The organism is Flagellimonas pacifica (genome assembly GCF_900215465.1).
GTDB lineage: Bacteria > Bacteroidota > Bacteroidia > Flavobacteriales > Flavobacteriaceae > Flagellimonas > Flagellimonas pacifica.
On the sequence record NZ_OBEH01000005.1, the window covers coordinates 230,812 to 242,460 of the forward strand.

Below are 11,649 nucleotides of genomic sequence, written 5' to 3' on the forward strand. Positions count from 1 at the left end.
AAGATTAAAAAAACACTTGGATGGATTATAAACGGATAACTGAAGAACATCATGAAAGCGCATTCCCGAACGGTTCCGATAAGTCGGAGTATATTGAATTGGTACGTTCCGGCGAACCCTATTTTCTAAGGCTAAAAAAAGTCATTGAAAATGCACAAAATGAAATCCATTTACAAACGTACATTTTCGAAGATGATGAAACGGGAAACAGTATTGCAACCTCATTAAAGGAGGCGGCAAAACGAAATGTCAAAGTCTATCTTCTTTTGGATGCCTATGGCAGTGCTGCACTTTCGGATGGTTTTGTACAGAATCTTTCAGAGAACGGCATCCTTGTCAGATTTTTTTCTCCTTTATTCTCCCTTAATAATTTTTATTTGGGGCGCCGAATGCACCACAAAATTGTTGTGGGAGATGGTAAACAAGCGTTGATAGGGGGCATCAATATTGCGGACAAATACCATGGAGGCCAAGATTCCGAACCTTGGCTTGACTATGCTGTGTTGTTGGATTGCCCAGCAGCCAACGACCTGCAAAAACTGTGTAGTGATTATTTCCTTAAAGAAGGGAGCGCCCGAAGAATTAAGCCCGTCCTGCATTCAGCTGGCAAGGCGCTTGTTGGAATTAGACAAAACGATTGGCTGAAGAACAAAACAGAGGTCTGTGATGCTTATTTCAACGCAATACTTCGGGCCAAAGAAGAAATAGTTATTGTAGGCTCTTATTTTTTGCCGGGGAGAAGATTGGCGGGAGCGCTGAAAAAAGCCGGAAAAAATGGCGTAAGTACAACAGTGATTCTTGCTGGCATCAGTGATGTTCCCATGGTTCGCCGAGCGGCCACACATTTGTATTCATCGTTTCTCCAAAATAATATGACGGTATATGAGTGGAACAGGTCAGTAGTACATGGTAAGGCGGCTGTCGTTGACAACCACTGGTCTACCATTGGTTCGTTCAATCTGAACAGCCTTAGTTGTTACGGTAGCATAGAGATGAACGTAGAAGTTTATTCAGAAGGTTTTGCCAGAGTCCTGCGGAACGATTTTGACCATGTTATGGAACAATGTGCCCAAGTTACCTATGAAAGCCTTGATAAAAGATCAAGTGTATTGGACAAGCTGTTCAATTGGTGTGCCTATCAATTGGTCAGGACCACAATGCTTATACTGACCTTTTTACCGCACTTAAGATTTTTTAAAAATTACCGCTAATAAAATGCCTTAAAACAGTTATGGTAATAGACTTAATGAGAAAAGAAAACATCAATTTGCTGTGCAGCAATTACATTGGACATCTGGCCTTTATATTTCAAGGATGTCCCTACGTGGTTCCGATTACCTATTATTACGAACAAAGTTTGGATTGTATCATTGGTTATTCGGCGGAGGGCTACAAGATAAATGCAATGCGAAGTAATCCGGAAGTGACTTTGGAGGTTGATGAAATTAAAGCAGCGGACAAGTGGAAATCCGTATTGGTCCATGGCATATATGAAGAAATCCACGGAAGTGAAGCTAAACTTCTATTACATCAATTTGCGCTCGGTGTAAAAAATATCATAGCCAGAAAAGAGCAAAAAATCCCCCAGTTCATCAGTGAGTATTCGAGTAAATTGGATGACCGGGGCATTCCGCTGGTATATAAAATCAACATAGTCGAAATTATAGGAAGAAAACGGACCTCCTAATAATTCTTTGAAATAAAGGCCCAAATAGAGATGGTAAGGAAAATCGCACTACACGGAAACCACAGTCATTGATCGTGCCCTATTACATAAGTGATCTTGAGTATAGTTTAACCGGAATCCAGGTCGGATATGAATCCAAGTGTAGCGAATGGCAATTATAAAATGGTAACTTTATAGTATTCAAGTTATGTTAAAACGAACATTTTTTTTACTTATTCTTTCTCTTTCAATTTCGTCTGCTTGTGAAAGAGATGACGAGGGTTCCTCGGATAACCTTGCCTTCACTGCCACTAATTTGGCAGGTGATTGGCAGAGGACCGGGGAATTCAAGGGACAGCCTAACGATTCCTTAGGAATTAAGGAGCCCTCCGAGGATTTGTTTTCGCAATTTGAAAGTTGTCGAAAAGACGATATGATCCGTTATGTCCGGGGAACTCAAGAAATGGGAAACACCTATTTCTGGGGAATAGGAAAAAATGCGTGCCATAGCCAGATGGCCGACTCATTTATCGAAATTGGAAATTGGGAGCTACAAGAATCGGGGGTATTGAGCCATTCGTATAACGGAGTAAACGAGCTCTTTGTTGTGATCTTCTTGACGCGTAAGCGATTGCTTATTCGAAGTGAATTGGGTATTAGGGAGGCTGATGGGACTGTTTATCAATTTACTGATTATGAACGAATTAAATAAACGTTCTTTACTTTAAATGGAAGAACCATGGAAAATAGATCCCTTTAATAAAAAGCATGCCGAAAAAGGTCCATTTTATGAAACCGGAAATAGTATTGAATGAATGCTGATTTTTTTTACGGAATATCTAAATTGAATTCTCTTTCCATACTATTATATGGGCAAACCTTCGCAGGCCCCTTCCTTCCCATCCCGACATGATGGGAGTATCCATTAATATGGGAAATCCCTGTGCGGAAGCGTTGATGGATGTGTGACCAAGAAAGCAGTCAAGAGGAGAAGCTTAAATATCGTTTTGGTCAGTCCCATACTGCTATATAGTTTATCGCAAAGGTAATCAACACAAATAGGGTCACGAGCCAAAGTCGAAGCTTTGACCTGGAGACCCTATTTTTATCCAATGTACAGCTGCCACACGAAAGCGTATCTTTCTTTTTTGGATAGTATTCCCGATAAAAGCCAAAGACCAGGGAGAGGAGCGCCAGACCGAACAGATAAGGTCTGAGCGGATATACCCAAGCAAGGTAACTTGTGCCGCTGCTGAGGGCCGCAATCGCTCCGTTCCAACAACATACCTTTGGTGCCAGAAAAGTAAGTAAGGATGTTCCCGTAGCAATGGAATCCTGAAATTGTAGTCCCTTCATTCGGATTGTATTTAGGATTGGCCTATTCCGGCGGCAATTAATTTTTCCTTGGAAATTGAGGGCGCAATACAACAATCCAACAACTTACCTTCAACTGCCACGGCAGGTAATTTTTGTATTCCATACTCGTTCACTTTTGAAAGACAGGTCTTGTCATCGCATTGCTTGACCAGATCGTATGTTGTTACTTCACAATTATCGCAGGCCAGTTCCTTGACCATTTTTACGACCGGGTCACAAACTGGACAACTGGCGGTAAAAACTTCTACTTGACGTTTCATTTCTTTTGTTTTTAATGTTCATAAATCGTTTAATTGTTATTGAACCAAACCAATGAACCAAAGGTAGGATGGTGGGTAGGGTGGTCTCCAAAAAAAAGACCTACTTTTCAGTAGGTCCTTTGTCTATGCCAGTCTGGGATAAAGTTTCTTTCTAAAAAGAAATGTATTAGGTTGTTTCGTCCTTATTCAGGTCAAGGTCATCAATTCTTTTTCTGAGCATATCGATTTCCTTCATTTTTGTGGTCAGTGTATCAAGTTCCAAATCTGGAAATCGTTTTCGAATGAATTCAATACGGTCTTCATTACCGCAATTTCCGGGACAAGCATCTATAGTTTCGGAAATTTTAATGGCCAAAGCTTTTCGATAGACTTCATCCAGCAATAGAAAATGGGCTTTGTCCAATCCTTTCTGCGCAGCCTTGAACTGAATCAATATCTTCTCTGGGTCAGTATCCTCATCGAGCATTTTAATGAGACCGCCTATTTGCCCATATATACTTTGCAACCTCGTTTTAATGTCCCTGCTTAAATCTCTCGGTATCATTGAATAATATTTTTGATAAGGTATGACTGCACCAAGGGTGGTCTCCAATTAACTTTCAGAATTTATCGGCAACATCCTGAACTCTCCTGTATTGATGGGCAGGCAACAGTTCCATAAGAACAAAATACACAACAATCGCCTTCTTTGGGTCGGATCACCCTTTTGCAATTATTGCATTCGTAGAAAAATTGGCAGGTTTCAGTGGGCATTACCTCTTCTTTCTGATAGCCACATTTTGGACAGGTAATTGTAGAAGTATAAATAATATTCATAACCTTTTTACTGTATATCCAGTATTTGAAATGGCGTTTTCAATTTCCTCTTTTGACACTTTGGTTTTATCGTATTTCACAACTGTATTGCCTTTTTCGTAGTGAGCTTTGACCGATAAGATGCCATCAAGTTTATTGACTTCGCTTTCAATGTGATTTTCGCATCCGGTACAGGTCATCCCTTCCACAATAAAGGTTTCTTCAATGATGTTGTCCTGTTGCACATAGACAACTTCCTTTGATGGCCGGGTATAAAAAATTCCAGAGTAATAGGGGAATGCCAGCATTAGTCCCGCAAAGAGCGTGACAAAAAGTAAAAACTTCTTTGATTGCATGAAGGTAGTTTTCTTATCATCTTCACAAGCGCAATCAATTTCATCCTTTGATTTAGGCTTCAGTTTCTGGTACCAGGCAAATGCAAGCACCAAGATGGTGAAGCTCATAAGATAGGGTCTAAAAGGTTCCGTCCAAGCAAACATGGAGGCCATCCCACTGGTTCCCGCCAATAAAGCCAGTACAGGGGTTATGCAACAAACTGATGCAGCAATAGCAGTGAGGATACCAGCATAGGCCGCTGTATTTGAAATTTTACCGGTTTTCATTTATGCTACTTTTCTATTGTCATTAATGTTTGAAAAGGCCTTGCCCAAAATGTCCGAACTTTTGTCGAGCAGTGAGTAAAAAAGTGTTTGCCCCGCTCTTCTTGAAGTAATTACACCTACGTCTTTCATCTTTCTGATATGCTGTGAGATGGCAGGAACACTCATTTCGAGGATATCTGCAAAATCGCAAGGGCAGAGTTCTTTTTCTTGACTAAGAAGGAACAAGATTTTAAGGCGTACTTCATTTCCGGCCATAGCCATTATCCTGCTTATTTCTTCAATATTTTTCGAAGTCTCATTTAGGGTTTCCCTGCATCGTTCCAGTTGTTTTTGGTCTGCTTCGGCCCTTGTACAGATGATTTCAAGTTTCATGGCATTTACATTTAAGTTCGAAAGATATAAATATTTAATAATTTAAGCAAATACTTAAATAATGATTAATCTATTCTAATTATGTAATCTTTCACCAGGCCCATATTCATGAATCCCATAGCCACTAATTTGTTTGGGAGTTATCAGTTCCCATTTGATAGTAAAGGGCCATTATATAATTGTTTTGATAAGGTCTGTGGAAATTTACCACTGGCGAATTTGGATTGGAGAATAACCGAAAACGTTCCCATGTTACCTAGAAATGGCATTAAGTGTTTATAGTCGTTTCCCAAAGAATATTTAGATTTTTTTAAGAATTTGCTTTTTGAAACCTTATCTTGGGTATGCGGGCGGTAAATTGAGTTTGGTCCATACATTTCCAATAGAAATGAACAAAATGAAATATAGATCAACTTCAAAAATATGGTACCTGAGTGGAAACATTTTCTACATCATGTGTGTTTTGTTTTGTCCAACAGGATCTACCGCTCAACAGGACAGAATGGTTGATAGTATTACTGCCATTTTACCGACCATGGATGTTGAAGATAGGATAGAGGCATTGGGCGATTTAAGCTATAGGACCTCTACTTCCGATTTCAAAGCTTCCCTGGGTTATGGCAAGCAAGCATTAAATCTAGCACGACAAACGGACAATCAATCATTGCTGGCAAAGTCACTTAAAAACTTGGCGAACACCTATATGAGAGCCAGCAGATTCGAAATGGCCCTTGATTTAAACGAAAAGGCCATGAAGATTTTCAAGTCAACAAACAACATGGAAGAGCTTGCCGGTGTTTATAATAATTTGGGCGCCACATACAGAAGAAAAGGGGATTTCACCAAAGCACTCGACTTTTTTTTTAAGTCACTGAATATTAAGGACTCCCTTGGCGGAATTAATCTGACTTCGGCATACGCAAATATCGGACAGATTTACCGACAAAAGGGGGAGCCCAAGAAAGCGCTTACCTACTTTTTCCAATCCCTTGAAATTGACGAAAAAAATGACGACCTATCCGGCATGGCCATCAATTTCAGTAATATCGGTACCGCTTACGAAAATCAGGGGAAATATGACATGGCGCTATCCTATGCCAGGAAGGCTTTGGCAATAGATGAAAAATTGAACGATAAATATGGGGTAGCCATAGATTACAATAACATGGCAGAGGCATACTTCGGAAAAAAACAATATTCGGGATCATTTGATTACTACCAGAAGTCCTTGACAATAAAAAGAAAAATGGGAAACCAAAATGGAATGGCCCACACTTTGCAACGCATGGCCAAACTACACTCGGATTGGAAAAAACATGATAGTGCCCTGGTTTTTGCCCACAAAAGCCTTTCCATTTTGGATTCGGTGGACAACAAGGAAAGAAAGATGGAAGCCCATAATGTGCTCTCCGAAATATATTCGGCCAAGGGAGATCATAAAAATGCCATGGCCAGTTATAAGGAATATATAAAGTTAAGGGAGACCATCTTTAATATTGCAAAAGAGAGATTGGCCTCTGATATGGAAAGCAAATATGAATCGGCCAAAAAGGACAATACGATAGAGGTACAGAGGACCACCATCGCCGGACAGCAAAAAATACAGGTATTATATGGCATTTTATCAGGACTTTTAGGGTTGATCTTATTGGGACTTTACCATAACCACAAAAAGGGTAAAAAAAGAAATAAGGAGTTACAAGGGCTAAATGAAGCCCTGGACGCGAAGAATGCCCAAAATGAGCTCCTGTTAAGGGAAATACACCATAGGGTAAAGAACAATTTGGAAATGGTCAAGAGTTTAATTGCGCTACAATCTGCCCAAATCGAAGATAAATCAACAAAGGAGGCAATGCTCGCCAGTCAAAATCGCGTGGAGTCCATGGGTATCATTCATCAGAAGTTGTACCAGGGCGAAAATCTTGGGAGTATCGAGATGAAGGATTATTTCATTAATTTAAGCGAAGGAATCCTCGATTCTTTCAGTGCCGAGGGTAAGGTGGAGATCGAATGCATCATGGACGAACTGGAACTGGATATAGATACAGCAGTACCTATTGGTCTAATAGTTAACGAGCTTTTGACAAATGCCCTAAAATATGCATTCCCCAGTGGCGAGCAGGGATTGGTCAAAATTTTCTTGACAAAAGATGGTGTAGATACGCTCAACCTGCAGGTAGCGGACAACGGGGTCGGTAAAAAAAATAATCCGGCGCCCAAAGTTAAAGGTTTTGGAAGAGAATTGGTAGGAATGCTCACTAGACAGCTAAATGGAACCATGGAGGAAGATTTTGGATTGGGAACCACTATTTCTTTCAAGTTTAAACTTGACAAAGTTGCATAAAAATGACGAAACCGATACAGATACTTATTGTTGAGGACAATATGGTGATTGGCACCAATCTATCCATGCAACTCAACGAACTCGGTTTTGAAGTTTGCGGTCTCTTGCCAAGGGGTGAAGATGTGCTGTCCTGCATCCGTAACGAACGCCCGGACATCCTCTTGCTTGACATACAGTTAAAAGGTAAATTGGATGGGATAGAAACCGCGCGCTTGGTACAATCCGAATTTGATATCCCTATCATTTATCTCACTTCCAACGCAGATGAAGCACATTTTAGGCGGGCCAAAGAAACCAAGCCACGAGCCTTTATTTCAAAGCCCTACAAAAACATCGACCTGAAAAGGGCCATAGAGCTTACGGTAGAGGCCATCTCCAATAATGCCAGGCCTGAAGCCACCATCGAAAATCATTACGTGCTAACAGATCGGGTCTTTGTGAGAAAACAGGACAAGCTTATGGCCGTGGCCATAAAGGATATCAGGTATTTGGAAGCCGATCGAAATTATTGCCGGATATTTGCCGTTGAAAAAGAATATCTGTTGGTAGGGACATTAAAATCCCTTGAAGAAAAGTTGCCCCGAGCCAACTTTATGCGGGTCCACCGGTCATATATCATCAATGTTTCACAGATCGACGAGGTCGGCAACAATCATGTTTCGGTTGGAGGTAAAATCATCCCTGTAAACAAAATAGCAAAATTTGAATTGTTAAGGCGGCTTCAAACCCTGTAGATTTTCTTTTTTTTAGATTACCGGTAAATAATAAAACCTCTTCGGAAAGTAGAAAGATAGCTCCGTCCTAACTCCCTTTATTTTTCTTAATCTCAGTATTATCTTCAGTTAACACTTAGTTCAAGAAGAACCAGGTCAAATTTAATACTGTACTATTATGAAAAATTTAAAAAACCAACTGTTTTTGCCAATGATGGCATTGATCCTCTTCGTGTCCCACTCCATGTTCGGCCAAGGAAACGTTACCCTTGATTTTGAAAATTCCGAATCGGCCTTACAACTGGTAAAAAACTACACTCAGAGCTTAAAGGAAGGAAATGCTGCCAAAATGACCAAACTACTGGCCAAAGATGTCATTGTATATGGACTGGGCAAAGGCATGGATTCATTAACGGTAAAGGAACACAAGGAATACTTTACCAATAGCTTCGATACTTATCAACACGAGCTTTCAGGAGAGCTTTATCTGCCGGTAAAGGTCACTGAAAACTGGAATGCCGGTGAATGGGTTCTTTCTTGGGGCACAAATACACTTACCCGCAAAAAGAATGGAAAGAAAAGTACCGTCCCCTACCATTCTGCCAGTCTGGTTGAAGATGGAAAGATTATCCGAATATACTTCTACTATGACTTGTTAAATATTCTTGAGACCCAGGGCTATACGATTGTCTCTCCCGGAAAATAACCGCAACAGCGCCCTCATGGTCATCCTATCTCGTCTATAACGAAGATAAAAATGTTGTTTATTTCCATGAGGTTTGGGGAGCTTGTGTTGTCAAAATACCATCCTAATGAGCAAGATCACAAAAAGCAACCAAAGTAAATGGTACGTGCTGGTGATTCTCACCACCGTTTATGCGTTTAACTTTATTGACCGTCAAATCTTGGTAATCCTCGCAGAACCCATAAAAGCTGATCTGGGATTGAGCGATACCCAGCTAGGCCTGTTGACAGGTTTGGCGTTTGCAGCATTATATGTTACCATGGGTTTGCCCATTGCCCGGTTGGCCGATAAGGGAAACAGAAAAAATATTGTGGCGGCAAGTTTGACACTCTGGTCATTGATGACCGCTATATCCGGAACGGTGACCAGCTTTTTCCAACTGCTATTGGCTCGAATCGGTGTGGGAATTGGAGAAGCGGGCGGTAGCCCTCCATCACATTCTATCATATCAGATTATTTTCCTCCTAAAAAGCGGGCTACTGCACTTGCTATTTATTCCATGGGTATTTATATCGGAATACTACTGGGATTTGTCATCGGGGGAGTAATTGCTAAACTCTATGGTTGGAGAATAACATTTTACGCCATTGGCATACCGGGCATACTATTGGCCATTATTCTGTACTTCACCATAAAGGAACCCATAAAAGGGCAGTCCGATGCTATTGGCACAAGCGACCAAACGCCTAAACTGGCAGAGGTAATCAAAACTTTATTTGGCAGTAAGTCTTTTGTTTTTGCAGCTCTTGGTGCGGGATTTATAGCTTTTGGAACATATGGGTTCGGTAATTTTATGCCATCTTTTCTACAGAGGGTGCACGGGATGGATATAGCTTCGGCAGGTTACGCGCTCGGTCTAATTTTTGGAGTTGGAGGTGGGGTAGGCACGTTCCTTGGGGGATATTTTGCTGATCGCTATGGTAAGAAAGATGTGCGCTGGCATCTATGGATAATAATGATTACGGGTTTCGCTGGATACATCCCATTTGCTATGGCCATTTTTTCGGGTGATGTCAATTGGGTACTCGCAATGACTTTTTTGGCCGTATTTCTATTAGCATTTAATCTGGCCCCTGTTATCGCGGTTACACATAGTCTGGTGAATGCCAGAATGCGAGCTTTTGCCTCTTCGATATTATTTCTCATTCTAAACCTGATCGGTCTTGGCTTAGGGCCTTTGGCGATGGGCTATCTAAGTGATCTATTAACCCCCAATTATGGCGATCTAAGCCTTAGGTGGGCATTCTGTATCATATTCCTTAGCGGATCAATAGCAACCGTATTTTTTGGCCTGGCCGCAAAAAACTATAAGGAGGACTTAAAACGGATACAACATAACAATGATTACTAGAAACAGTAGGAAACTACTCAAACAAAAATAATAACTGATGGAAATACAAAATTTTGTAAAGGACTTAAACAAGGATTTTTTCAACGGGGCACTTTCCCCTGCGTTTACAGAGCAACTACTTCAACTGCCCATGGACAGGCCCGATGTATTTGCGATGGTACAGCGCATGTTCGGCTTTATGAACCAGGCTGGTTTTCCTGCCCAAGACCTTTCTGTTATGGTGGGCGAGGTAATGGGGACACTGTTGGCCAGAATATTACCTGGAGCCTGGGAAGGCCGGGTACCGCCCATTACCGTCCCGGGTCGCCATAAGGCCATCGATCATTACATCAAAAATACGATGGGCGGCACGGCAACAAACAGATCAATGCTTGATATCGGTTGCGGGTTTCCGCCCTATACCACCTTGGAAACCCCTGAACTTCTTTCTAATTGGCAAATAACAGCGGTAGATCCATCTTTGCCAGTCTATCTGGTGTACGATGAAAATGAGAATTATGCCACGTTTGACGAAAACAAAAAAATAGTTTATTTCCAACCAGCCATTCCAAGCGTTGAGAATTGGAACGCGCTACTGTCAGATGTAAGCTCGACACGAAATCGCTTTCAAAAACTGTTGGAACAACTGCTCGATCAACCAGGTCTATCATCCAAAATCAAGGCACGGTTGGAGCGGGATCCGGCCATGGGCTTTGAAACGGACAAGCTGTCTTTTGTTCGTGGTAGTATTGGGGAAGTAGCTGTCGCTCCCGTGGATTGCATCAGGTGCTTTAATGTACTTTTCTATTTTGATGACACTTTTTTCAAAACCGCCCTCAAATGGTTTGAAACTAGGACGAATGAAAACGGCATTGTTCTGGTGGGCGGAAACTGGGCAGCATCTTCGGAATGCTACTACCATGTATACCAAAAGATGGACGGTCGCCTCATTGAAAAAGAATTCGCTTTCAGTATCGATACCCTATGCCCCTTCGGTGTGGCTACCTGGTATGCCAATCATGATGACGACCGGCAGACGGCCCAGTTGGTACATTACCTTCGCATCATCCGCAAAGACAGTTCTTTCATGAACGCTTTTTATGCGCTCAATGATCGGCTAAGGGAAAAGTATCAATTGTGCGCCCGGGATGCTGATGGTTATTATGGGAATGTTGACCCATCCATATCACCGTTGGAGCTATGGCAACTGGTGGAAAAGATTATCAATGAATTGAATGAGGCCGGTTTTAACCAAAAAGCGGCCGATGTGCTCAATAGGGAAGGTCTTAACGCCCGGGTCAACGAGGTAGGGCATATAGCGATAGTTCCGCATACCTAATAATATGAAAATCCGGTCAAGAAGATAATACAGAACACACGAACCTAAGTATCTTTATAATGCCGAAAGGGCTTGGGGAGCTATA

General features: G+C 41.5%; 14 protein-coding genes. 8 read left to right on the top strand and 6 right to left on the bottom strand.

All coding sequences use genetic code 11. From position 1 onward, the window contains the following. The first annotated feature begins 20 nt into the window (after positions 1-20). The 3 genes from CRO15_RS15940 to CRO15_RS15950 all read left to right on the top strand — a co-directional run bounded on the left by CRO15_RS15940 (position 21) and on the right by CRO15_RS15950 (position 2,378). A complete protein-coding gene (locus CRO15_RS15940; protein WP_097046849.1) occupies positions 21-1,211 on the top strand; it encodes a phospholipase D-like domain-containing protein in 1,191 nt (396 codons plus the stop codon). 35 nt (positions 1,212-1,246) lie between these two features. Further along, on the top strand, positions 1,247-1,687 hold the full coding sequence (locus CRO15_RS15945; RefSeq protein ID WP_243396993.1) for a pyridoxamine 5'-phosphate oxidase family protein: 441 nt from the start codon (positions 1,247-1,249) through the stop codon (positions 1,685-1,687). Between the two features lie 187 nt (positions 1,688-1,874). Further along, positions 1,875-2,378, top strand: coding sequence for a hypothetical protein (locus CRO15_RS15950; protein ID WP_097046851.1), 504 nt, complete (start codon positions 1,875-1,877; stop codon positions 2,376-2,378). Positions 2,379-2,677: 299 nt separating this feature from the next. On the opposite strand, the gene CRO15_RS15955 is transcribed toward CRO15_RS15950, so the two are convergent. The 6 genes from CRO15_RS15955 to CRO15_RS15980 form a co-directional block, all read right to left on the bottom strand. Then, positions 2,678-3,022, bottom strand: a complete 345-nt coding sequence (locus CRO15_RS15955; protein WP_097046852.1) for a hypothetical protein — start codon at positions 3,020-3,022, stop codon at positions 2,678-2,680. 11 nt (positions 3,023-3,033) lie between these two features. Then, entirely contained in the window at positions 3,034-3,303 is a 270-nt protein-coding gene (locus CRO15_RS15960; RefSeq protein WP_097046853.1) for a thioredoxin family protein, read from the bottom strand. A 166-nt stretch (positions 3,304-3,469) separates the two neighbouring features. After that, positions 3,470-3,847, bottom strand: a complete 378-nt coding sequence (locus CRO15_RS15965) for a metal-sensitive transcriptional regulator (RefSeq protein WP_097046854.1) — start codon at positions 3,845-3,847, stop codon at positions 3,470-3,472. Positions 3,848-3,909: 62 nt separating this feature from the next. Further along, positions 3,910-4,119 (bottom strand): GDCCVxC domain-containing (seleno)protein, encoded by a 210-nt coding sequence (locus CRO15_RS19965; protein WP_097046855.1) that lies wholly within the window; start codon positions 4,117-4,119, stop codon positions 3,910-3,912. Next, the gene (gene merTP, locus CRO15_RS15975; RefSeq protein ID WP_097046856.1) at positions 4,116-4,721 is read right to left on the bottom strand and encodes a mercuric transport protein MerTP; all 606 of its coding nucleotides are present in this window, start codon (positions 4,719-4,721) and stop codon (positions 4,116-4,118) included. The genes CRO15_RS19965 and merTP overlap by 4 nt, the downstream gene beginning before the upstream one ends. After that, entirely contained in the window at positions 4,722-5,093 is a 372-nt protein-coding gene (locus CRO15_RS15980) for an ArsR/SmtB family transcription factor (RefSeq protein WP_097046857.1), read from the bottom strand. It lies immediately after the preceding gene. Positions 5,094-5,490: 397 nt separating this feature from the next. Between CRO15_RS15980 and CRO15_RS15990 the strand changes: the two genes are divergently transcribed. From CRO15_RS15990 to CRO15_RS16010, 5 genes are all read left to right on the top strand, one after another. After that, positions 5,491-7,437 (top strand): tetratricopeptide repeat-containing sensor histidine kinase, encoded by a 1,947-nt coding sequence (locus CRO15_RS15990; RefSeq protein WP_165769978.1) that lies wholly within the window; start codon positions 5,491-5,493, stop codon positions 7,435-7,437. Between the two features lie 2 nt (positions 7,438-7,439). Beyond that, the gene (locus CRO15_RS15995) at positions 7,440-8,171 is read left to right on the top strand and encodes a LytR/AlgR family response regulator transcription factor (protein ID WP_097046860.1); all 732 of its coding nucleotides are present in this window, start codon (positions 7,440-7,442) and stop codon (positions 8,169-8,171) included. A 157-nt stretch (positions 8,172-8,328) separates the two neighbouring features. After that, positions 8,329-8,856 carry a nuclear transport factor 2 family protein gene (locus CRO15_RS16000; protein WP_097046861.1) on the top strand — a complete coding sequence of 176 codons (528 nt, stop codon included), beginning with the start codon at positions 8,329-8,331 and terminating at the stop codon, positions 8,854-8,856. 106 nt (positions 8,857-8,962) lie between these two features. Continuing rightward, entirely contained in the window at positions 8,963-10,246 is a 1,284-nt protein-coding gene (locus CRO15_RS16005) for a spinster family MFS transporter (protein ID WP_097046862.1), read from the top strand. A gap of 37 nt (positions 10,247-10,283) precedes the next feature. Continuing rightward, positions 10,284-11,564, top strand: coding sequence for a hypothetical protein (locus CRO15_RS16010; protein WP_097046863.1), 1,281 nt, complete (start codon positions 10,284-10,286; stop codon positions 11,562-11,564). The last annotated feature ends 85 nt before the right edge of the window (positions 11,565-11,649 follow it).